The organism is Pseudomonas sp. 203-8, assembly GCF_020708595.1.
In the GTDB taxonomy this organism is placed as follows: domain Bacteria; phylum Pseudomonadota; class Gammaproteobacteria; order Pseudomonadales; family Pseudomonadaceae; genus Pseudomonas; species Pseudomonas aeruginosa.
The window spans coordinates 96,168-119,668 of record NZ_JAJFDF010000010.1 but is presented as its reverse complement, the minus strand read 5'-3'; the positions used below and the strand labels follow the sequence as shown (position 1 = coordinate 119,668).

The following is a 23,501-nucleotide window of genomic DNA, read 5'->3' as shown; positions in this document are numbered from 1 at the left end:
GACCCGAGCAATGTGTCGATGAGGTGGCTGCCATGATGGTTCCGACCCTCGAGCACGAGCTTGCTCCCAACGAAGCCAACCATGTCCCGCTGTCGCCGCTGTCGTTCCTCAAGCGTGCCGCGCAGGTGTACCCGCAGCGCGATGCGGTGGTCTATGGCGCAAGGCGCTACAGCTACCGCCAGTTGCACGAGCGCAGTTGCGCCCTGGCCAGTGCCCTGGAGCGGGTCGGCGTACAAGCGGGCGAGCGGGTGGCGATACTGGCGCCGAATATCCCGGAAATGCTCGAGGCCCACTATGGCGTACCCGGTGCCGGGGCGGTGCTGGTATGCATCAACATTCGCCTGGAGGCACGCAGCATCGCCTTCATCCTGCGCCACTGCGCGGCCAGGGTGCTGATCTGCGACCGTGAGTTCGGTGCCGTGGCCCAGCAGGCGCTGGCCATGCTCGATGCGCCGCCCTTGCTGGTGGGCATCGACGATGATCAGGCCGAGCGCGCCGACCTCGCCCACGACCTGGACTATGAGGCGTTTCTGGCCCAGGGCGACCCGGGGCGGCCGCTGAGTGCGCCGCAGAACGAATGGCAGTCGATCGCCATCAACTACACCTCCGGCACCACGGGGGATCCCAAGGGCGTGGTCCTGCATCACCGAGGCGCCTACCTCAACGCCTGCGCCGGCGCGCTGATCTTCCAGTTGGGGCCGCGCAGCGTCTACCTGTGGACCTTGCCGATGTTCCACTGCAACGGCTGGAGCCATACCTGGGCGGTGACGCTGTCCGGTGGCACGCACGTATGCCTGCGCAAGGTCCAGCCAGATGCGATCCACGCCGCCATTGCCGAGCATGCGGTGACCCACCTGAGCGCCGCGCCGGTGGTGATGTCGATGCTGATCCATGCCGAGCATGCCAGCGTCCCTGCCGTGCCGGTATCGGTGATCACCGGCGGCGCCGCGCCGCCCAGCGCGGTCATCGCCGCCATGGAAGCACGCGGCTTCAGCATCACCCACGCCTACGGCATGACCGAAAGCTACGGCCCCAGCACCCTGTGCCTGTGGCAGCCGGGGGTCGACGAATTGCCGCTGGAGGCCCGGGCCCAGTTCATGAGCCGCCAGGGCGTCGCCCACCCGATGCTCGAGGAGGCCACGGTGCTGGATACCGACACCGGCCGTCCGGTCCCGGCCGACGGCCGCACCCTTGGCGAACTGGTAGTGCGGGGCAACACCGTGATGAAAGGCTACCTGCACAACCCCGAGGCCACCCGTGCCGCGTTGGCCGACGGCTGGCTGCACACCGGCGACCTGGCCGTGCTGCATCCGGACGGCTACGTGGAAATCAAGGACCGGGCCAAGGACATCATCATTTCCGGCGGCGAGAACATCAGCTCGCTGGAGATCGAGGAAGTGCTCTACCAGCACCCCGAGGTGGTCGAGGCCGCGGTGGTGGCGCGCCCGGATTCGCGCTGGGGCGAGACACCCCACGCGTTCGTCGCCTTGCGGGCGGATGCCTTACCCAGAACCACGGGTGACGATCTGGTCCGCTGGTGCCGCGAGCGCCTGGCGCACTTCAAGGCACCGCGGCATGTGACGCTTACCGAACTGCCCAAGACCGCCACCGGCAAGATCCAGAAGTTCGTCCTGCGCGAGTGGGCCCGGCAGGAGGAGGAGGCCGGCGACGCCGGCCGCTGATGGCGCTGCCGCACCCGCATATTCCATAACAATAACTAGGTTGCCCGAGGTGTCCCATGTCCAGCCTGCTATACGCGCGTATCCGCGCCAGTGCCCGGTTCCAGCAACTGGTGGCGCGCCGAAACCGTTTCACCCTGAGCCTGCTCCTGCTGATCCTGGCCACGTTCCACGGCTACATCGCGCTGGTATCGTTCTGCCCCGAGCTGATTGCCAGGCGTCTGGCGCAGGGCTCGAACATGACCTTCGGCGTCGCGGCCGGCGTGTTCCTGTTCGTGTTTTTCTGTGCCTTGTCGGCGCTCTATGTGTACCGCGCCAACGGCGAATTCGATCGCCTGACCCAGGCTCTGGTCGCTGGGCTGGAAGAGGAGCAGGGCGCATGAAGAAGCTCCTTCCCCTGGCGTTGTCGCTGCACTCCGGCCTGCTGTTGGCCTCGCCCGCGTTGGACGCTGGCCAGCGCCAGCCGCTCAACCTGCATGCCATCGGCATGTTCATGGTGTTCGTGCTGTTCACCCTGTGCATCACCTGGTGGGCGGCGCGACGGACCCATTCGACGGCGGATTTCTATAGCGCCGGTGGCGGTATCCGGGGCTGGCAGAACGGCCTGGCGCTGGCCGGCGACTACATGTCCGCCTCCACGCTGCTGGGAATCACCGCGCTCATCTACAGCTCCGGGATGGATGGCTACATCTATCTCATCGCCTTCTTCGCGGGCTGGCCGGTACTGCTGCTATTGATGACCGAGCGGCTGCGCAACCTGGGCCGCTTCACCTTCGCCGACATCACCTCGTACCGTCTCGACCAGGGCAAGGTGCGCACCATGGCCGCCATCGGATCGCTGACCGTGGTGTGTTTCTACCTGGTGGCGCAGATGGTCGGGGCCGGGCAGTTGATCAGGCTGCTGTTCGGCCTGGACTACCAGATCGCCCTGGTGATCGTCGGTGCGCTGATGATGCTGTATGTGACCTTCGGCGGTATGGTGGCAACCACCTGGGTGCAGATCGTCAAGGCATTCCTGCTGCTGGTCGGCGGCTCGCTGGTGCTGTTCCTGGCGATGCGCGAATTCGACTTCAGCTATGACAGGCTGGTCAGCCAGGCGATGGATAGCCATGCCCTGGGCGAACGCCTGCTGGCCCCTGGTGGCTTGCTGGCCGACCCGTTGACCGCGCTATCGCTGAGCCTGGGGCTGGTGTTCGGCACCGCCGGGCTGCCGCACATCCTGATGCGTTTCTTCACCGTCGGCGATGCCCGGGAGGCGCGCAAGTCGGTGCTCTACGCCACCGGGTTCATCGGCTACTTCTTCAATGTCATTTTCCTGCTGGGCCTGGCGTCGATCGTGATCGTCAGCCAGCAGCCCCGGTTCTTCGAGGGCGGGGAAGCGGGAGGCAAGCTGCTGGGCGGGGGCAACATGGTGGTCATGCACCTGGCCCAGGCAGTGGGAGGCAACCTGCTGCTGGGCTTCCTCTCCGCCGTGACCTTCGCCACCATCCTGGCCGTGGTGTCAGGCCTGGCCCTGGCCGGGGCGTCCGCCATCGCCCATGACCTGTATGCGCGGGTGATCATGAAGGGCGCGGCCAGCGAGGCGCAGGAGCTGCGGGTAACCAAGCTGGCAACCCTGGGCCTTGGCTTGGTGGCGATAGCCCTGGGCATCGTGTTCGAGAACATCAACGTGGCCTTCATGGTCGCCCTGGCCTTTGGCATCGCCGCTTCGGCCAACTTCCCGGTGCTGTTCCTGTCGATGTTCTGGTCGGGGCTGACCACCCGTGGCGCGTTGGCCGGTGGCTACGTCGGGTTGTTCAGCGCCATGGGCTTCGTGGTTTTCTCCAGGCTGGTGTGGGTGGATGTGTTGCACTTCGCCGAGCCGCTGTTCCCCTATACCCAGCCTGCGCTGTTCTCCATGCCGTTGGCGTTCCTGGTGGCGTATGGCGTTTCCCGCCTGGACCGGACCAAGCGGGCCATGGCGGAAAGGGCAGCCTTCGCCGACCAATACGTACGAGGCCAGACCGGCCTTGGCGCCAGCGGAGCCATAGACCACTGAGGCGCACACGATCGCTGTCGAACGGGTGGCAGGCTTCGAGGCTGTCTGTCGCCCGAGGCCTGGCTAGTGCCCCCGGAAGATGTCTCCGATACCGACGGTGGGGTAGTGCTCCATGCGCTGAGCCGTCCCGCGGTTGACGACGGAAGGCTTCGAAAACAGTGCACTCAGGAAGATGACCAGTACAAGGACAGCCAGTAGAAAACCGAATCGGCGCATATGATTCTCCAGCGATTTTTTATAGTTGTTGTCTTCGGGCGCTATCCATGCGGACCTTAGAAGCGCAGCGCAGTCACTGTCCCGCCGCGCTTGCGGTGTCGCATTCGCGGGCGAACAGGTGGGTGACGGCTACGATGTCCTGGTCGCCATAGCCCATGGCTGCCGCGCGTTGCACGGCCTGGCACAGCGCGTCGAAGACCGGCGTCCAGGCCCCTTGTGCGTGCAGGGCTCCGGCGATATGGGCGAAGGCCTGGGCATGCACATCGAGCCTCGCCTGATCGCCTGCGAAATCCTGCGCTTCCAGCCGACGGACCGCTTCCTCGAGTGCATCGGCGACGAAAAAGCGCGACGTGTCGAGCATGAGCCGAGCGGTCTTCGAAGGCGGCAGGCCGAAGTGGACACCAGCCCCCACGGCCTCGAAGAAAGCCACCATCGCGGCAAACGCATGCGCGTGGAGCACGGTGGCGAAGGCCAATGCTTCGTCCCAGGGGAGGAACGTCGTATGACCGGCAAGCCCCTCAAGCAGCGCCCGATGCCGTTCGAAGGCCTCAGGATCACCGGTATGAATGCTGTGGCTTTCGCGACGACCAACGTTGCGCGGGTAGGCCACGATCATCCCTTTGACGTAATGGCCGCCCGCGCGGTTGACGAGACTCTGAAGCACCAGGCCCTCGTCCCGGGCGTTGGTCGTGTAATCGACGATCGTACGGTTGGCCAGCGCCTGCATCACACCTGGCATCCCGAGCACCTCGTGGGTCGCCTGGTTGTCCAGGAGCACGAAGATCGTGGCCGGGCTTGCAGCCAGCGCGGCTTCGGCGCTCTCGCACAGGTGAGCGCCAGCGGCGACGAGCGCCGCGGCCTTGCCGGGTGAGCGGTTCCAGATCGCCACGCGCCTGCCTTGCCTGAGCAACGCTTGGGCCATGATGGTTCCCATGGCTCCGAGCCCGATCACGGACACTTCGAACTCGAAGCTTTCATCATTGTGTTCACGCACGCTCGAGGTCTCCTGATTATTGTTCTGGCTGATGTCCAACAGGTCTCCGGCCTGCGCTTCAACACAGGCCGAAGGGTGACCCTGGCAGCTATTCGCCCAGCGCTGCCGCGACCGATTCGCCGAAGGCCCTGAGGCCGTCTTCGAGTTGGTCGGTCGGAGTGTTCAGCGGTGGCATCAGCTTGATGATTTCGCCATTCGGGCCGCAGCGGTCGACCAGCACGCCCGCTTGCAGCACGCGCTGCTGGGCGTCCTTGGCGACCTCGACGTTGCCGCGGCCGAAATCGATGCCGGCGATCATGCCGCGACAACGCGCGGACGCGACGCCTGGAATTTCCGCAAAGCCGGCAACTGCGCGCTCCATGGCCGCGCAGTTGTCGGCCAGCAATTTCAGGAACTGCTCATCGTGCCAATAGCTGAGCGCGATGCGGGCGGTCAGGAACGCCAACTGGTTGCCGCGGAAGGTGCCGATGTGATCGCCCGGTTGCCATACATCCAGCCCGGCACGAAGCAACACGATCGCCATCGGCAGGCCGAAGCCGCCGATCGATTTGGCGCAGGTGATCAGGTCCGGCACCACCCCGGAGCGCTCGAAGCCGAAGAAGTCGCCGGTGCGGCCGCAACCGGCCTGGATCTCGTCGCAGATAAGCAGCACGCCGTGGTCGGTGGTCCACTTGCGCAAGCGTTGCAGCCATTGGTTGGAAGCCGGGTAGACGCCGGCCTGGATCTGCACCGACTCGACGATCACCGCCGCCGGCAGCTCCGAGCCGCTGCCCTGGTCGTTGGCCAGGCGCTCGAGGAAGCCAATGCTGTCGAATTCGCCATAGGGGCTGTCTTCGTAGGGCACGAACACCACGTCGGTGGAAAGCCCGGGGCCACGGCGAGTGCGGTTGCCGGTGACGGCCAGGGCGCCGGCGGTCATGCCGTGGTAAGCCCCGTAGAACGATACGACCTTGGTACGCCCGGTCGCCTTGCGCGCCAGCTTCAACGCCGCCTCGACGGCGTCGGCACCGGTCGGGCCGGTGAACTGGACCTTGTAGTCCCAGCCGCGTGGCTTGAACAGGTCGCGCTCGATCGCTTCCAGGAACTGGCGCTTGGTGGTGGTGTGCAGGTCGAGGGCGTGGGTCACGCCGTTGGCCGACAGATACGCGATCAGCGCATCGCGCATGCGCGGGTCGTTGTGGCCATAGTTCAGGGCGCCGGCGCCGGCGAAGAAGTCCAGGTATTCGCGGCCATCTTCGCCGCGGATCCTGCTGCCTTGGGCGGTATCGAACACCAGGGGCAAGTCGCGGCAGTACATCCGCACGTTGGATTCGAGCCTTTCGAACGTCTCGATGTTGTTCATGCAAACCTCTTGAAAAATGATCTGGGTAGTCCGGGGTGTGGGCGGTCAGTGCTTGAACATCACGTGGCGCACCACGGTGTAGTCTTCCAGGCCGTACATCGACAGGTCCTTGCCGTAGCCGGACAGCTTGACCCCGCCGTGGGGCATTTCGCTGACCAGCATGAAGTGGGTGTTGACCCAGGTGCAGCCGTATTGCAGGCGGGCGGCCAGGCGATGAGCGCGCCCCACATCGGCGGTCCATACCGAAGACGCCAGGCCGTAGTCGGAGTCGTTCGCCCAAGCCAGCGCCTGGGCTTCATCCTCGAACGACGAGACGGTCACCACCGGGCCGAAGATCTCGCGGCGCACCACCTCATCCTCCTGCGTAGCGCCGGCCAGGACCGTCGGCTCGAAGAAGAAGCCGGCACCCTCGGCGCGCTTGCCGCCGGTGACCACTTCGATGTGCGGCAACTCCCTGGCCCGGTTCACGAACCCCTCGACACGCTCCAGATGCTCCTTGGTGATCAGCGGTCCCATCTCGGTCGCCGGATCGTCCGGCAGCCCGCACCGGATGCTGGATACGGCCTCGCCGAGCTTGCGAACGAACTCCTGGTAGACCCCTTTCTGCACATAGAGGCGGCACGCGGCGGTACAGTCCTGGCCGGCGTTGTAGAAGCCGAAGGCGCGGATGCCTTCGACGGCGGCATCGATGTCGGCATCGTCGAAGATCAGTACAGGAGCCTTGCCCCCCAACTCCATGTGCATGCGTTTCACGCTCTCGGCCGTACCTTCGATGATCCGGCTGCCGGTGCGCACGGAGCCGGTCAGCGACACCATGCGCACCTGGGCATGGCTGGTCAGCGGCTCACCCACCGAGGCACCTCGACCGTGGACGATGTTGACCACGCCGGCGGGGAAGATCTCGGCAAGCAGCTCGCCCAGTTTCAAGGTACTCAGCGGCGTGTGCTCCGACGGTTTCAGCACCACGGTGTTGCCGCCGGCCAATGCCGGGCCGAGTTTCCACGCTGCCATCAACAACGGATAGTTCCACGGCGCGATGGAGGCGACCACGCCCACCGCGTCGCGGCGGATCATCGAGGTATGCCCCGCGACGTACTCTCCCGCCGCCGAGCCCTGCAGGCAGCGCACGGCGCCGGCGAAGAAACGGAACACGTCCGATACGGCGGGCAGTTCGTCCAGCAGCACGGCGTTGAAAGGCTTGCCGCAGTTGTCCGCCTCCAGGCGAGCGAACACGTGCGCCTGGGCATCGATGCGCTCGGCAAGCTTGAGCAGCAGGGCCGCGCGATCCTTGGGCGGCGTTTGCGACCAGGCGTCGAAGGCCGCATCCGCGCTCTGCACCGCGGCATGGACCTGGGCGCCGCTGGCCTCGGTAATTCGCACCAGGACGTTGCCCTGGGACGGGTTGTACACCGCGTGGCTCTCGCCTTCGCCGGCCACCAGGGCACCATTGATCAGAAGTTTGGTTTGCATATCGATTCTCGCCATTGAAGGGCAGGCTCGAAGCCGGCCTTGTGGTTGTTGTCAGAGCGTTCGATAGAAGGGTGGTCACTACGCCAGCGCGTCGGGCACCGGGTTGCGGAAGAAGCTGGTCCGGCAAGCGAGATAGACCGCCCCCAGGCCCAGCCAGCTACAGCCCATGATCAGCGCGTCTTTATCCAGGCTGACCAGCATCCACCCGGCCGTGACCAGGCCAACGAGCGGGCAGAGCACCCCGCGCAACAAGCCCGCCCCGTCTCCGAGGCGGGTATCGAAGGAGAGCCGCAACGCGCAAAGGTTGACTGCGCTGAAGGCGAGAAACGCGCCGAAATTGACCAGGGACGTCGCGGTGGCGATCGTCAGGGCAAAACCCGCGCAGCCGAAAATGCCGCAGAGCAGAATGTTGAAGGCCGGGGTCTTGTAGCGAGGATGCAGGACACCGAACAGCTTGCGCGGCAGTTGGTTGTCCCGCCCCAGGGCGTACAGCAGCCGGCCCACGCTGGCCTGGAACGACATGCCTGCGGCGAAGTGGGCGATGATGATCCCCGCCAGGACCACGGCGAAGAACAGGTCGCCGCCGATCATGCGGGCGATCTCGAAGGCGGCGCCGTCCACATGCTCGAAGGCGGGGGAGGGGTGCGCCAGGTACATGAAGTACGACGAGCCGACGTAGACCGAACCGCCGATCAATGCGACCAGCAGGATCGCGCGCGGCAGTGTCCGGCCCGGGTCGCGGGTCTCCTCGCTGAGCGTGGACAGCGCGTCGAAGCCCAGGAACGAGTACGCGGCAATGGCAGCGCCGGCCATGCTGGTGGCGAAGGACACGTCCGGGTTGAAGAACGGCTTGGCCGACAGCAGCCCGCCAGGGCCGTTGGCCGCGACGATGTAGTGCACGCACAGGCCGATGAACACGACGATGATGGCCAGTTGCGCGACCATCAACAGCACGTTGAAGCGGTTGGCGACCTGGATGCCCAGGATATTAAGCAGCGAGGTGGAGACGATGAAGCCGATGATCCACACCCATTGCGGCACCTCTGGAAAGGCCATGTTGAGGTAGCTGGCGCCGAGCAGCCAGATCAGCATCGGGATGAAGAAGTAATCGAGCAGGGCGGCCCAGCCCACCATGAAGCCGAGGTTCGCGCTCAGCATCTTGCGAGTATAGGTGTAGGCCGAACCGGCGACCGGGAACACCCTGACCAGCCGGCCATAGCTCAAGGCCGTGAACACCACGCCGATTGCCGCGATCAGGTAGGCCATCGCAGTGGTGTTGCCGCTGGCCTGCGTGATCACGCCATAGGTGCCGAACACGATCAACGGAGCGAGGAACGCCAGACCGAACAGCAGAACGGAAAACGGACCCAGCGTGCGCTTCAATGAAGCGCCGGCGATTGATTCGCTCATGACTGGCCTCCTTCACGCTACGTAGTGGTAAGCGGCGGCGACGATTTCACGGTAGGTTTCCACCGTCATTTGCTTGGCATTGCTGCCGTCGGAGAAATTCTTCTTCGACTTTTCGGCGATGCTCAGGAAGTCTTCCTCGCGCACGCCTTTCACCTCGGCGAAGCGGGGGATGCCCAGGTCCTTGCTCATCTGGAACAGGTAGCCAACGGCGGCCTCGGCGGCCTCGGCCGGCGAGAGGTTGGGGTCGATACCCAATGCGTAGGCGACCTGCGCGTGGCGGGTGATGTCGGCGTCGCGGTTATGGCCGAACACGAAGGGCAGGAAGATCGCGTTGCCCACGCCGTGTGGCGTGTCGTACATGCCACCGATGGCTTCGGAAATGCAGTGCACGCTGCCGACGTCCGCGTTACCGAAGGCCATGCCGGCGATCAGGCTGGCCACCAGCATTTGCTCGCGTGCATGCAGGTTGCCCGGCTCCAGTACGGCGGGCCTGAGGTATTGGCTGATCAGGCGGATGGCATGCAGCGCCAGCCCGTCGCTGATCGGATTCGACACACGGCAGGTGTAGGCTTCGATGGCGTGGGTGAGGGCATCCATGCCGGTTGCGGCGGCAATCGATGCAGGCAGCGTGTCGAGAATGCGGGAGTCGAGCAATGCCAGAACGGGGCCCACCCGGTAATCCTGGACGCTCATCTTGAAATGCCGGGCGGTATCGGTGATCACCGAGAAACAGGTCACTTCGCTGCCGGTTCCGGCGGTGGTCGGGATGGCGACGATAGGCGGGATGGCGTGCCTGAGGGTGAAAGAGCCCTCGTAGTCTTCGATCCGGCCCTCGTGGGTCAGCAGCAGGCTGATCGCCTTGGCCGCGTCCATCGCGCTGCCGCCGCCGATGGCCAGCAGGCCTTGGATACCTTTGCCGCGATACAGCTGCGCCGCCTGGTTGATGTCTTCGCTGCGAGGGTTTGCCTTGACGTCCGATATCTCGTCGAACGCGATCTCCCACTCATTCAGGCTGGCATACACGCCATTCAACAGGCCTGCGGCCTTTACCCCGGCGTCCGTCACGATCAGCACATGCGCCATGCCGAGTTCCCGCAGGTATTCGCCGGTGCGCTCACGCAGGTCGGGTCCCATCACGACTTTGGCGGGGAGTAAGAACTTGAATTCCATACGTACCTCTTGCTCGATTTTTGTCGTTGTTGAACGGCAGTGGAGGAATTCACGCGCAGGGCGAACCAACGGCTCCGGCGTGTGATGCATGGCTCTGCGGTCGAGAATCAACCGGGAACCTTTTTGTCTTATGTGGGCCTGGATAAGCACGAACTTCGAAAAGCCCCATGCAAGTCCCGAGGTGTAAAAAGAGGGGCGGCACCCACCCGCCCCTGAAGGGATGCTCCGTACTAATGCATTTGGCCTGCGAGCAGGGAAAGCAGCGTTCCTGTCAGGCAGGCGGGGAAGTCATGCCCCATTCCCGGCAACAGCACCAAGCGCGCCCTGGGAATGGCCGCCGCCGTGGCGAAGCCTCCGCTGGTGGCGACCATGAGGTCTTTCTCAGCATGGATGACCAGCGTGTTGCAGCGAATTCGCTGGAGTTCCTGCGTTCGGTCGCCCGAGTTGATGATGGCGCCGATCTGCCTCGCCATCCCGAGGTTGCTCGCTTCCCCGCCGCCTCGCTCCCAGGCTTGCATGGCGTAGTCGCGATGGGCCTGCTCGTCCCATTCCAGCGTCGTACCGACGGAACGCATGATCTCCACATAGTCGCGAACGCTCTCCCGCTGGTTCCGGGGAGGACGCCGGAGAAGCTGCAAGATGGTCTTGAACGCTGGCTGGCCTACTCGCAGCGATCCTGTCGTCGAGAAGATGGACGCCAGGCTCATGACTCGCTGCGGATAACGAGCGGCAAGTGTCTGGGCGATCATGCCGCCCATCGACATCCCTACGACGTGCGCCGCACCCAGGCGCAGGCCATCCATGAGGCCGATCACATCGTCGGCCATGTCGCCCAGGTCATACCCCGCAGTCGGTTTGCGGAAGAACTGTTGCAGGGTCGTGGGCGGGGTGACCTCGGTGAAGAAAGACCTGCCCGAGTCACGGTTGTCCAGCGTGATCACGCGCAGGCCCCGCTCGACCAGGCCGGCGATGAGCGCTTCAGGCCAGTAGATCAATTGCAGCCCCAGGCCGACGATGAGGATGACCGCAGGCGCGGTTTCCGGACCGTGGCTGCGATAGCAGAGGCTACGCTTGCCCGGTAGCTCGCAGAACCGATCCGCAGTCATCGCCCGCCGCCCTGAGTCTGAAGCGCCACGCTTCTGTGCAGGTAGGCGTCAGGCACCGTGCTGAACCGGAGGCATTCGTCGGCGACCTTCCCTCGGCGCAAAAGCTTGATGTCACGGAAGTAATCCATCGACATCACCCAGGGCTCGCGAGGCCCCTGGCGCGGCATGCTATCCAATGCCCGCTGGACATATCCGGCCCCGAAATCCAGCAGGGGACGGGTTTCGACACCATCCGGCGCCTTCGGCTCGCAGACGTTATGGCCCTGGCTGTCCATGAAGCCCAGCAAGCGACAGAAGTGGTCGCACAGCAGGCATACTTTCAGCGTCCAGGATGAGTTGGTATAGCCCACCGCAAAGGCAAAATTGGGTACGCCGGAAAGCATCGTGCCCTTGTACGCCAGCGTCTGGCTCAACACTACCGGCTCGCCATCCTTGTGCAGGGCGATACCGCCGAACAACTGCACGTTCAGACCGGTGGCCGTGATGATGATATCGGCCTTCAGTTCCGTGCCGGACTTGAGCAAGACACCGGACTCGGTAAAGCGCTCGATATGGTCGGTAACGACCGAGGCTTTACCTGCACTGATGGCCTTGAAAAGATCGCCTTCGGGAACCGAGCACAAGCGTTGGTCCCAGGGCTTGTAGGGCGGGTTGAAATGAACGTCGACCGGATAGCCCTTCGGTAATTCTCTACGGGTCAGCCATATGAGCAGCTTGCGGGCGAGCCCGGGGAAGCGCTGGCAGAATCGCCAGAAGACCAGGGTGATCTTGGCATTCTTGTAGCGCGTCAGTGAGTAGGCGGTTTGCGCCGGCAGAATCTTGCGAAGAAAAGCGGCAACGGAATCGTTGGCGGGCTGGTTGACGATATAGGAGGGCGTCCGCTGCAACATGGTGATGCTGGCGACCTCGTCGGCCATGGCGGGAATCAGGGTCACCGCCGTTGCGCCGCTGCCGATGACCACCACATGCTTGCCCCGATAGTCCAAGCGCTCGGGCCAGTGTTGCGGGTGGATGATTTGCCCCTTGAACTGCTCCGCGCCCTCGAAGCGTGGGCTGAAGCCTTGGTCATAACGGTAGTAGCCGCCTGCGCTGAACAGCCAGCGGCATTCGATGGTGCGGGTTTCTGCCGTGTGGCCGTCCTCGACGCATACTGCCCACAGCCCTTTGTCGCTCTGCCAATTCGCCGAGACCACTTTCTGCCGGTACTGGATGAAAGGGTCCAACTGGTATTCAGCGACGGCTTCTCGCAGGTATTCGAGAATGTCGGCGGCATCCGCCAGAGATTTCGCCTTGGTCCAAGGCTTGAAGTCGAAGCCGAAGGTGTACAGGTCCGAGTCGGAGCGTATGCCGGGATAGCGGAACAGGTCCCAGGTGCCGCCCATTCGCTCCCGGGACTCGAGAATCGCAAACACCTTGTGCGGCTGGTGACGTCGAAGGTAAGCCGCAGCGCCGATGCCAGACACACCGGCTCCTATGATCAGAACATCGAGCGGCTCAATTGGAAGAGCAGTGTGAGAGGACATGTCGCCTCCTATTGTTGTGTTATAGAGACTTGATCTTTTGACTTGATCGTTTGACCAGAATAGGCGCGAGCGAGTTGCTGGTACAAGGTGCGAAATGCACCAGGTTTCCATCGGTTTGGGTTTATTTGCACCTAGGTGCCGCAGCCAGTTCCCGCCAGGCCATGGCGGAAGGCCTGTTGCATGGACGAGAAGCGCACAGTCAACTTGCAGGACTATGAGGGGGAAGGACCGGCGAGATAGCCGCCCAGGATTCCGCTGGAAGCGGAGGCGGGGAGAGGAGAACTAGAAGAGGCGCCGCACCTGAACTGGCAAGAGGCCCGAAGAGCAGGGGCACGGCGAACCGTGTCACCATGCCCCTCTCTAGAGATGCGCCTTCGAAAAGATCAGAAGCTGGCCACCAACAGCTTCACAGCCTGGCAGGCGGCTTCGGTCTCGGCATTCAGCCGCTCCTGGTCACCATGGGCGGACCAGGCGAGAAGCAAGCCATCGAACAGGTTGATGAGCAAGCGACTGACAGTGGCCAGCGCTTCCTGGTCCAGCACCGAGCCAGCGACCTGTTCGATGGCCTGCTTCGTCGCTTCGACGGAATCGGTGTAGATCTTGCTCGCCATCGCGGGGTTGTTACGCAGATTCCAGAAAAACAGCTCGAACTGCGTAGTCGCCAGTTCCGGATGCGTGGTGAACCACCCGACCAACTGGCGCAATATCTCTGCTACCGAGTCTGCCGCCGTGGCTCCCGCCGTAACATGCAGCAAGGACTGCTGTGGCTTGTCTATCAGGGATTCATAGACCGCGTCGAACAATTCGTCCTTGGTGTGGAAGACATAGTGCAGGGAGGCCAATGGAGAATTCGCCGCGGCCGCGATGCGACGGGTAGTGGCATTCGCCACACCATATTCCGCGATCACCTTCACGGCGGCCTCAATAAAGTCTTGCCTGCGCACTTCGGCGCCCACTCGAGCCATTCAGCTTCTCCTTCTTCGGTGTTGCCGCCAGGCGACTGGTCCGCTGTCGACCGGGACGAATGCTAACGCATGGCCGTCCCCCAATCCATGAGTCGACACGCTTGAGGACCGAGGCAGCGACCCTTTGTCTCTCCAGATGTTTCGCTCCGACCGCCGGCGATGCGTAGCCGAAGCGAAACAGGATCGAGCCTGGGCAATCCGCTATCGCCAGCGCGAACCCGCGTAGAGCCGGATCTTGATTCGGCAGGCCTTTCCTGAGCGCCGAGATGCCACGCAGAATTATTAATCGTTTGACTTGATCACATGATCATGTCGTATGATCAAACCTCCTTTCCGCGCCAGGCGCAAGGAGAGGGCGGTCTGACCGCATGAGAGTGAACGCTCATGGGCTGAGGTTGATTGCGGAAGCCCTGCAGAACAATGACAACACCACACAGGTAGGCATCAGATGAGTACGCGAAGATTGACGACAGTCAGCTGCGACACCCCGATCGAGCAGGTAGTGGAAATCATCAGGCGTGATGGCGCTGTCGCTATTTGCAACTTCGTCTCGGAAGAAACCTTGAAGTCTCTTACCGAGGACCTGGACAGCTATCTGGGCGTTACCCCCTGCGGCATGGACCCTTACTTCGCCGGCACCCAGACTCGACGTACCGCGCGGATCCTGGCGAAAAGCGACTCCGCCGTGGAAGTGGCACTGAACCCCCTGTTCCTCGAGACGGCAAAGCAGGTATTGCAGACTCCCACCCATGTCTGGGTAGGGAACGATCGGGTCGAGATCACGCCCGATATCCAACTGAGCATGACCCAGGCGATACAGATCGGGCCTGGACAAGGTCTTCAACCCCTGCATCGCGACGATGCCACTTCGCTCTGGCGGCATCCGCAGTATGGTCGCGAGGCTCGCTTGCAGCTCATGCTGGCGATTACCGACTTCACCGAAGAGAACGGCGCGACGCGGGTCATTCCTGGCAGTCATCAATGGGATGACGAACGGATGCCCACCCAGGAAGAAACCATCGGCGCAGAAATGAAAGCAGGCACTGCGCTTCTCTGGCTGGGATCGGTATATCACGGCGGTGGCGCCAACAGATCCGACGCTCCTCGCACAGGCCTGACCATGGCCTATGACCTGGCCTTCCTGCGCCTGGAAGAAAACCACTTCCTTTCCATACCCGTCGAGCGCGTTCGGCAGCTCCCCTCGCAAATGCAGCGTCTGCTGGGGTGGAGTGCCAGTTCCACGCTACTGGGTTGGGTGGAGATCGATGGTCAGATGCGTGACCCGCAAGAGCTGTTGGGCATGCCCTCCTTTTCCGAGGCGGGGAAGGGGTTCTAGCGGCACTGCCATGGATCGGCCCATGAGAGGAACAACGTCCGGCAACCCGGGAGTGATGTGAATGAATGCCTTCAACGGAGCGGCACGCAACAATGCAGAACCCATGAGATTCCGCAGCCTTGGCGGATGGGTGGAGCAGCCAGACGACCTGCAGCCGGCGCTGAAAGGCCACGAGCACGCAGACGTAGTCGTGGTCGGCGCCGGGTTCGCCGGCCTGTCAACGGCGCTGGAACTAAGGGCGCGTGGAGCGAACGTCATCGTTCTGGAACAGCAGTTCGCAGGCTTCGGGGCCAGCGGGCGCAATGCCGGCTATCTGCTCGGCAGCATGGGCATAGAATGCGAGGTTTTCGTCAAGCGAGTGGGGCTTGAGCAGGCACGTAAGTTCGTCGGTTTCTATGACGAGGCCGTCACCTATGTGGAAGAGCGTTTGGCTGCGCTGGACATCGATTGCGATTACACGCCCTCGGGAATCATCCGGGCCGCCGTCCATCCCAGCCAGGAAAAGCGACTGCGAGCGAACATGGAGCTTGGCCACGCGCTGGGCTCTGTCACGCGCTTCGTGGATAGCGCCGAGATGCGCGCGCGAGGCATACCGCCCGCATTCCTGTTTGGCAGCGAGCAGCGTGGCGGCACCTTGAATCCGGGAAAGTACGTCAACGGCCTGCGTCGTGCGGCAATCAAGGCTGGCGTGAAATTGTACGAACGCACGCCGGTGCTTTCCTACTGTGAAGGGCAGGTGATTACCTGCAATACGGCCCAGGGTATCGCCACCGCCCCTGTAATGGTTCTGGCGACCAACGCCTACACGCCTCAGCTGGGAGTGCTCCGCAACAAGGTTGCACCGATCCGGGTTTCGGCAATCGAAACCCAGCCGCTATCGGCGGAGCAACTGGCGTCCCTGGGTTGGCAAGAGCGTGAAGGCCTCATTACGCCGCACTACACCATGGAAAGTCATCGCCTGACGGCCCATGACACCCTGCTGCTGACCGTGAAGCAATTGGGTTATGCCTACGGCTCGAAGACACCCAATGTTCCGGACCACGCCGCCTACGCCGCGTTGTCGAGAGTGTTGCGCGAGCGTTTTCCTTCCTTGCAGGGCCTTGCCATTCGGCATTGCTGGAGCGGGTATATCAGCGGGGCCTACGACTTCCTCCCCGTGGTCGGGGTGACAGGGGCCAGGCAGAACATCTTCTATACGGCGGGATGTTCAGGGCATGGCCTCGCCACTCAATCGCTCATGGGCGCGCTTTTCGCCGAGCGAATCGGCGGTGGAGAGCCTCCGCTGCTAGCGGCGCTGGAACACAAGACGCCATCCATGCTACCCGAGCCACTTCAATGGTGCGCCATAAAGACGGCCTTTGCGGCCGCCAGGCTACTGGATGCATGGACCGACAAGAAAGTGCGCAAAGACAAAGCCTTGAACGGCTGATAACGATGCGGGGAGTTAATGGGGTTATGCCCGTACTCCCTTGCACCGATTAGACACAAGGCATCGATACAACTCGATCTGAAGGGGCAGTTAACGTGGAACCGAGAGACTTGTTCGCTCTGCTCTCATGTATTCTCCTGGTGATTTCCGGATTGTTTTATGGCGCTGCATTCATCAGGCGGAAAAACTATTTGCTTGGTCTGGAGTTCTTGATCGTAGGTATCTCGGCATCGAACTTCACTACATTCATAGCCACCGGCTGGCAAGCCAACTACAACATCGCGATCTTTCTCGACGCCTTTTCGCGAGGGGTGGGAGTGCCAGTTATCGCTACGCTCGGGCTAATGGCAGTTACCCACGATTACAAACCGTCGCCCGCCAAGGACATCCTCATTTTTGTAGCTGGCTTTGCCGCTACCGGCGTCTATTTCCTGTCTGGAATCATCGAGGGATTCCTCCCTTATTTCTATGTATTCATGTGGTCAGCCTATACCTTGTATCTTTGCTACTTCACCTTGCAACTGGCCCGTGCAGGCGAAGCCCTCCATACTCTGGCCACCATCGCTGGCGGGCTGGCGGGCCTGGTAGTAGCGCTCAGATATGACTTCTTCCCGATTCCGGGAGACGACACGAAGATGGTCTTCATGACCATGGCCTTCCTGGCTTGGTCCTATTCCATGGTGCAGTTGTACTATGCCTATGGTGCGCTGGAGCGTTCGAACAAGGTATACGGCCAAGCGTTTCCTCGTCCGCGATAAACAATACGGCGCGACAAGTTTCTCTTTCTGACCCGATAACCTGGCAGAACTGTTCTGCTGTAACTCCATGGCAGGCCCTGGCCCTGCCTTTTACCGCCCTTCGGGGCGGTTTTTTTTGCAGGCATTACATCCGCTATAGTCCCGCTCCGCCGCGGAGCGTGCATTGTCGGATAAAGTTGCTCGATTCATGACCGGTCATATCCGATCGCTCCCTCTGACCCGAGGCGAAACGACAATTAAAAATGCCCGAGCCGATATCTACGAAAGTTCCCCTCAAGCTCTCTTGTGCCCTGTTACCAAGCATCTCCAGGTAACACATGTTTCTTTACTTCCCAAGGTGGTGCACAGGGCACTGGGCCTGGAACAGAACTTTTTCCATAACCGCCTGATTTATAACAATTAAAAAAACATGAAAGAGAACTGGCATATGGTTTGCCTCATGATCGTCCGACATGGTCAATTGATCAGGTCAAATGATCATTATCGACAGGAGCCGACTTCTTCCCCTTGGGAGGTCGAGCAACCGGTCCATGCCCTGTGTGAGGAGCCATCCAATGAAAGATGTAACTGAACGGCTGGAAGGTGAAGCGCCCACCCGTCGTGTTTTCCAGCAGCAGTTGTTCATGACCCTCGCGGTATCGACCGTGCTCTGTTCGGTCCAGGCTGCGCCCCAGGGCCCCGAGGCGCTGGGGTCGAAACTAACCCCCTTGGGCGGGGAGATCGCAGCGAGTGCAAGCGGGGATATTCCTGCCTGGACGCAGCCTGGACAGCAGGACGAGGGATGGAGCTACGGCCAGGTGCGAGGAGAGCACTGGAAGTTCAAGGGCGACAAGCCGCTCTACAGCATCGACGCGAACAATCTCGCGCAACACTCGAGCAAGCTGTCCCCCGGACAGGTCGAGCTGTTCAAGAGGATTCCCGGCTATCGCATGGATGTGTATCCGACCCGTCGGACCTGTAGCGCTCCGGACTTCGTGGTCGAGAACACCCGGCAGAACGTTGGTTTCGCCAAGCTCGATGCTGCCGGCCTCGCTCTGGACGAGGCTCACGTTCCGGGCATCCCGTTCCCCATGCCGAGTACCGGTGCCGAGGTGATGTGGAACATGAAGATGCGCTACCGCGGCGTTGGCGTCGAAATTCCCCGGACCATTTCCGGAATTTCTCCACGCAAAGGGGGGGAATGGTTACGTCAGTCGACAGATACCTTCTTCTTCACGCCCTGGGGGAAAAAGGGGAGTGCGCTCTTCTCGTCAGTTGGCCGCCTGGAGAATGCGACCTTCTTCAACTACCTCGAGCCGGCTGCTCTGGCCGGCCAGTCCGCGGTACAGACTGCCGTGGCCGGCGAACAGGCCACGACCTTCTACTACTTCCCCGGCCAGCGCCGCGTGCGGCGAATGCCGTCGTACTCCTACGATGCGCCACAGATCGGCCTGGATAACCAGTACACCGTCGACGAGGCGAACGTCTTCTTCGGCACCATGGACCGTTTCGACTGGAAACTGATCGGCAAGCAGGAGTTGCTGGTGCCTTACAACGATTTCGGTGCCTACGACACTGGCGCCAAGGTGGAGACGTTTGCCGGCAACGACTCGATCGCGCCGCAGTCGCGTCGCTATGAGCTGCATCGGGTCTGGGTCGTCGAGGCCAATGTCCGTCAAGGCATGCGCCATCAGGCGCCGAAGCGCATGTTCTACATCGACGAGGACAGCTGGAACCCGTTGCTGGCGGTGGACTACGACAAGCAAGGGCAGATCTGGAAAGTGCGCGAAGGGTTCTCGATTCCCGTGTACGAGACAGGCGCCTGCGACGTCCAGGCCCAGGTCCAGTACAACCTGGCGGATGGCCGCTACCTCTTCGACATGACCTCGATCGGTGCGGGCAAGAACGATATTCGCTGGCTCACCGAAGACAACGGCTCCCCCCGCCTGAAGCGTGACTTCTTCACCTCCGACAATCTGCGAGCCATCAGCGAGCGCTAACCGACGCCAGATCGAGAGCCAGCATGAAAAAAATAATTACGAAAGCCTCAGGCCTTGTCATCGCGTGCACAACCCCACTGGCAATGGGATTCACGTTCGAAACCGAAACCCTCAATGGCTCCTTCGACTCCACGATCACCGCAGGCATGGGTCTGCGTACCGAGTCACGGGGCTGCAACCTGATCAACCAGGGACCGACCGGGCACAACGCGCCCTCCGGCTGCCTGGCGCAGAGCTCCGGCGTGGCCGACCAGGGCGACCTGAACTACGACCGCGGCGACATGTTCACCAACTACCTCAAGGGCACCCATGAGCTGTTGCTGAAGATGCCCGAGGACATCACCTTCATGGCGCGCGGCACCTGGATCCGCGACTTCGCTGCCACCGATACCACCGGCACGCTGTCGTTCAACGCCCCGGAGAGCGTCGGCAGCAACGGGCTGAGCGACGACGCCCGCGATGACCTCGCGTTCAAGGCCCGCCTGCTGGACCTGTGGGTGAGCAAAGGCTTCGACGTGGGCGGGCAGCGGGTCCGCGCACGCCTGGGCAACCAGGTGATCAACTGGGGCGAAAGCCTGTTCGTGGCCGGTGGCATCAACAATACCAACGCCTACGATTACCAGGCCTTGGCGCGCCCCGGCGTGCAGCTCAAGGAGGCCGTGCTGCCGGCGCCGATGCTCAGTGTCGCGTCGGGCCTGGGCTCGGGTGTCAACGTCGAGGCCTACTATCAATTCCGCTGGAACAAGAGCGAATTGCCGCCGGTAGGCAGCTACTGGTCCACCACCAACGCGCTGGGTGAGGGCAGGGGGGACTATGGATTCTCCGAAAAGGACGCCCGCGACAGCGGCCAGTGGGGCCTTTCGCTGCGCTGGCAGCCGGAGGACAGCGACGTCGCCTATGGCTTCTACGTAATGCGTTATCACGACAAGTTGCCATCGTTGCGTGTCGCCATTCTCGACCCGAACACCTTCGCGGCGGCACCGACCTGGGAGTACCAGGAAGACCGGATGATGTACGGCATCAGTGCCAACATGCCGATCGGTGACTGGGCCGTCGGTACGGAGCTGTCGTACCGGCCGAAGGACTCGGTCATGCTCAACCCGGTCATCGACCTGTGTACCGGCAACGGCGGCAAATGCTGGAAGGACGAGAAGAAATTCCAGTGGCACCTGACAGGCCTGTACAGCTTCACGCCGTCCAATTCCCCGACGCTTCTGGATTTCAGCGGGGCCAGCACGGGCAGCTTGCTGACCGAACTGGTGGTCATCAAGTACCCGGGGCTGCATGACGAGGTCAATGGCGAACCGCTCGCCGCGGGACTCAATGCCTGGCAGCTGGATCCTGCCAGAGCGCCGAAGTCCCGTGGCGACAAGACCTCTTCAGGGATCAACCTGGACTTCAGCCTGACCTATGACGGCACCTTGTTGCCGGGCTGGCAGGTCACGCCGGGCGTCTTCTATGCACGGTCGCTGGGAGGACGGACACCGAACCTCAGCGCAACCTTCACCGAGGACGCGAGAAGCATGAACCTGTACCTGAACTTCGTGCGGAACCCGGCCAGTTGGCAGATTTCCCTCAACTACGCGAAGTTCATGGGCGGTGAGACGCCCTACGACCAGCTTTATCGTGACCGCGATTATGTCGGCATCGCGATCTCCCGCACCTTGTGAGGCTTGCCGTGAACGGTTCTGTAAAGCTACCTGAGGCCCCGACACGTGGCCTGTTGTCATATGTCGAAGGTGTGTTGTTCAGGCATCGCCGGCTGGTGCTGGCGAGCCTGGCGGTATTCACGCTGATCATGGGCTGGTTCGCCGTACAGCTGCGCATGGATGCCGGCTTCGAAAAGCAATTGCCAGTAGGCCACGAATACATCGAGACATTCGAGGCCTACCGCAATGACCTGCTGGGGGCGAACCGACTGACCATCGTGGTCAAGGCCCGAGAGGGCGATATCTGGAGCGCCCCGGGCCTGAAGCGGCTGTATGACGTCACCCAGGCGGTGACCTTCCTCCCGGGAGTATCGCGCAGCAGCGTGCGCTCCCTGTGGACGCCCAACGCCTTCGTCAACGAAATCACCGAGGAAGGTTTTCGTGCTGATCCGCTGGTACCCGGAACGGTTTCTCCCGAGCACCTGGATGACCGGATCATCGCGAAGATCGCCAACTCCACTGCCCAGGGCGGCTTCATCGGTACGCTGGTTTCCCGGGACCAGAGCAGCGCGATGATCACGGTGGAACTCAACGAGTACGATAGCCAGGGCGCCCATCTGGACTACGTAACCTTCAACCATCGGCTGGAGAAAGAGATCCGCCAGCGCTTCGAAGACGGCGATTTCGAAATCCAGATCATCGGTTTCGCCAAGCAGATCGGCGACATCGCCGACGGAGCTTCAGCCGTGCTGGAGTTCTGTTTGCTGGCGTTGCTGCTGACGGCGGGGGCGGTGTACTGGTATTGCCACTCGCTGCGTTTCACCTTGCTGGCGTTGGTCTGTTCGCTGGCCTCGCTGGTCTGGCAGTTCGGCAGCTTGCGCCTGTTGGGCTACGGGCTCGATCCGCTGGCAGTGCTGGTGCCCTTCCTGGTATTCGCCATCGGGGTTTCCCATGGGGTTCAGCAAATCAACTTCATCGTGCGCGAGATCGCCATCGGCAAGAGCGCCGAAGAGGCGGCACGCTCGAGCTTCACCGGGTTGCTGGTTCCCGGGACGCTGGCGCTGGTGACCGCGCTGGTTTCCTTCGTGACGCTGCTGTTGATCCCGATCCCGATGGTGCGGGAACTGGCGATCACGGCTTCGCTTGGCGTGGCCTACAAGATCGTCACCAACCTGGTGATGCTGCCGTTGATGGCGTCGTTGCTGCGCGTCGACGACAAGTACGCAGCCGCCCAGGAGGTTTCCCGGCAGCGTCGCAGCCGTTGGCTGCGGGGCCTGGCCCGGCTCGCCGAGCCACGCAAGGCGCAGTGGGTGCTCGGCGCGGCCTTGGCGGTGTTCCTGGCGGCGATCTGGCAAAGCCATGACCGCGTCGTCGGCACGCTGCAGGCGGGTGCGCCGGAGTTGCGCGAGGACTCGCGCTTCAATCGCGACGCTGTCTCCATCGCCAGCAACTACGACATTGGCCTGGACTGGCTCAGCGTGGTGTTCGAAGTCGACAAGGCTCCTTCCGAGGTGGCCTGCGAGGATGTTGCCCTGGGCCAGTACCAGGATCGTTTCGTGTGGGCCATGCAGGGGGTGCCCGGCGTCCTCTCGGTCGCGTCCTTTTCCACCACCATGCGTCAGTTCAACGAGGGCTACAACGAAGGCGACCCGAAGATGGCGGCGGTGCCCATCGACCCGATGAACTACGCCGCGCTGGCCACCGAGGTTGCGCGAACCCCCGGGCTGATGCGCACCGATTGCAGCATGTCGGCCGTGCACCTGTACCTTGCCGATCACAAGGCCACGACCATCAACCGAGTGGTGGACGCCGCCAAGGCCTTCCGCAGCGAGTATCCGATGTCAGGCATTTCGATTCGCCTCGCCTCCGGCAACGCCGGCGTCCTGGCAGCGATCAACGAAGAGGTGGAGAAGAGCGAAACCCCCATGCTGCTTTACGTCTATGCCGCCATCGCCTTGCTGGTGTTCGTGGTCTATCGCGACTTGCGGGCAGTCCTGGTGTGTTGCCTGCCGCTGACCATCGGCACCTTCATTGGCTACTGGTTCATGAAGGAGCTGCAGATCGGCCTGACCATCGCCACCTTGCCGGTGATGGTGCTGGCAGTGGGCATTGGCGTCGATTACGCCTTCTACATCTACAACCGCCTGCAACTGCACCTGGCCCATGGCCAGACGATCACCAAGGCGGTGGAGTACGCGCTGCTCGAGGTGGGCGTCGCCACCATTTTCACCGCCATCACCCTGGCCGTTGGCGTGGCCACCTGGGCCTTCTCGGAGCTCAAGTTCCAGGCCGACATGGGCAAGCTGCTGGCCTTCATGTTCGTCGTCAACATGGTCATGGCCATGACCGTGCTGCCGGCCTTCGCCGTATGGCTGGAGCGGGCGTTCCCGCGCAAACGTCCCGTGCGCATGATCGGCGCGCTGGTGCACTGAGGAGA

Annotated in this window: 17 protein-coding genes; 9 read left to right on the top strand and 8 right to left on the bottom strand. The window is 62.5% G+C overall.

What is annotated here, in order from left to right; all coding sequences use genetic code 11:
* The first annotated feature begins 35 nt into the window (after positions 1-35).
* From LJF27_RS23280 to LJF27_RS23270, 3 genes are read left to right on the top strand one after another with little or no spacing between them, the layout of a single operon-like run.
* Positions 36-1,682, top strand: a complete 1,647-nt coding sequence (locus tag LJF27_RS23280; protein WP_011666659.1) for an acyl-CoA synthetase — start codon at positions 36-38, stop codon at positions 1,680-1,682.
* A gap of 56 nt (positions 1,683-1,738) precedes the next feature.
* Entirely contained in the window at positions 1,739-2,062 is a 324-nt protein-coding gene (locus LJF27_RS23275; protein WP_003089157.1) for a DUF485 domain-containing protein, read from the top strand.
* Positions 2,059-3,717: a cation acetate symporter gene (locus LJF27_RS23270; RefSeq protein WP_003158805.1), complete on the top strand. Its 1,659-nt coding sequence runs from the start codon at positions 2,059-2,061 to the stop codon at positions 3,715-3,717. Before LJF27_RS23275 ends, LJF27_RS23270 begins: the two co-directional genes overlap by 4 nt.
* Before the next feature lie 289 nt (positions 3,718-4,006).
* On the opposite strand, the gene LJF27_RS23265 is transcribed toward LJF27_RS23270, so the two are convergent.
* The 8 genes from LJF27_RS23265 to LJF27_RS23230 all read right to left on the bottom strand — a co-directional run bounded on the left by LJF27_RS23265 (position 4,007) and on the right by LJF27_RS23230 (position 13,913).
* Positions 4,007-4,927: an NAD(P)-binding domain-containing protein gene (locus tag LJF27_RS23265; RefSeq protein WP_049269455.1), complete on the bottom strand. Its 921-nt coding sequence runs from the start codon at positions 4,925-4,927 to the stop codon at positions 4,007-4,009.
* A gap of 88 nt (positions 4,928-5,015) precedes the next feature.
* On the bottom strand, positions 5,016-6,269 hold the full coding sequence (locus LJF27_RS23260) for an aspartate aminotransferase family protein (protein ID WP_003089166.1): 1,254 nt from the start codon (positions 6,267-6,269) through the stop codon (positions 5,016-5,018).
* 45 nt (positions 6,270-6,314) lie between these two features.
* A complete protein-coding gene (locus LJF27_RS23255; protein ID WP_009876410.1) occupies positions 6,315-7,739 on the bottom strand; it encodes a gamma-aminobutyraldehyde dehydrogenase in 1,425 nt (474 codons plus the stop codon).
* Between the two features lie 78 nt (positions 7,740-7,817).
* A complete protein-coding gene (locus LJF27_RS23250; protein ID WP_003122776.1) occupies positions 7,818-9,149 on the bottom strand; it encodes an APC family permease in 1,332 nt (443 codons plus the stop codon).
* Between the two features lie 12 nt (positions 9,150-9,161).
* Positions 9,162-10,319: an iron-containing alcohol dehydrogenase gene (locus LJF27_RS23245; RefSeq protein ID WP_003158800.1), complete on the bottom strand. Its 1,158-nt coding sequence runs from the start codon at positions 10,317-10,319 to the stop codon at positions 9,162-9,164.
* Positions 10,320-10,549: 230 nt separating this feature from the next.
* On the bottom strand, positions 10,550-11,425 hold the full coding sequence (locus tag LJF27_RS23240) for an alpha/beta fold hydrolase (protein WP_003144183.1): 876 nt from the start codon (positions 11,423-11,425) through the stop codon (positions 10,550-10,552).
* Complete coding sequence (locus LJF27_RS23235; RefSeq protein WP_004349748.1) at positions 11,422-12,948, bottom strand: flavin-containing monooxygenase; 1,527 nt, start codon at positions 12,946-12,948, stop codon at positions 11,422-11,424. The genes LJF27_RS23240 and LJF27_RS23235 overlap by 4 nt, the downstream gene beginning before the upstream one ends.
* A 383-nt stretch (positions 12,949-13,331) precedes the next feature.
* Complete coding sequence (locus LJF27_RS23230; protein WP_003122773.1) at positions 13,332-13,913, bottom strand: TetR/AcrR family transcriptional regulator; 582 nt, start codon at positions 13,911-13,913, stop codon at positions 13,332-13,334.
* Between the two features lie 448 nt (positions 13,914-14,361).
* Here LJF27_RS23230 and LJF27_RS23225 point away from each other — a divergent pair, with 448 nt between their 5' ends.
* The 6 genes from LJF27_RS23225 to LJF27_RS23200 all read left to right on the top strand — a co-directional run bounded on the left by LJF27_RS23225 (position 14,362) and on the right by LJF27_RS23200 (position 23,496).
* The gene (locus tag LJF27_RS23225; RefSeq protein ID WP_003158799.1) at positions 14,362-15,249 is read left to right on the top strand and encodes a phytanoyl-CoA dioxygenase family protein; all 888 of its coding nucleotides are present in this window, start codon (positions 14,362-14,364) and stop codon (positions 15,247-15,249) included.
* A gap of 61 nt (positions 15,250-15,310) precedes the next feature.
* Positions 15,311-16,678 (top strand): NAD(P)/FAD-dependent oxidoreductase, encoded by a 1,368-nt coding sequence (locus LJF27_RS23220; protein ID WP_003122771.1) that lies wholly within the window; start codon positions 15,311-15,313, stop codon positions 16,676-16,678.
* 110 nt (positions 16,679-16,788) lie between these two features.
* The gene (locus tag LJF27_RS23215; protein ID WP_003122770.1) at positions 16,789-17,436 is read left to right on the top strand and encodes a hypothetical protein; all 648 of its coding nucleotides are present in this window, start codon (positions 16,789-16,791) and stop codon (positions 17,434-17,436) included.
* A gap of 554 nt (positions 17,437-17,990) precedes the next feature.
* Positions 17,991-19,415, top strand: coding sequence for a DUF1329 domain-containing protein (locus LJF27_RS23210; RefSeq protein WP_003089182.1), 1,425 nt, complete (start codon positions 17,991-17,993; stop codon positions 19,413-19,415).
* A gap of 23 nt (positions 19,416-19,438) precedes the next feature.
* On the top strand, positions 19,439-21,085 hold the full coding sequence (locus LJF27_RS23205) for a DUF1302 domain-containing protein (protein WP_031643083.1): 1,647 nt from the start codon (positions 19,439-19,441) through the stop codon (positions 21,083-21,085).
* 8 nt (positions 21,086-21,093) lie between these two features.
* Complete coding sequence (locus LJF27_RS23200; RefSeq protein ID WP_023116555.1) at positions 21,094-23,496, top strand: efflux RND transporter permease subunit; 2,403 nt, start codon at positions 21,094-21,096, stop codon at positions 23,494-23,496.
* Positions 23,497-23,501: the final 5 nt, after the last annotated feature.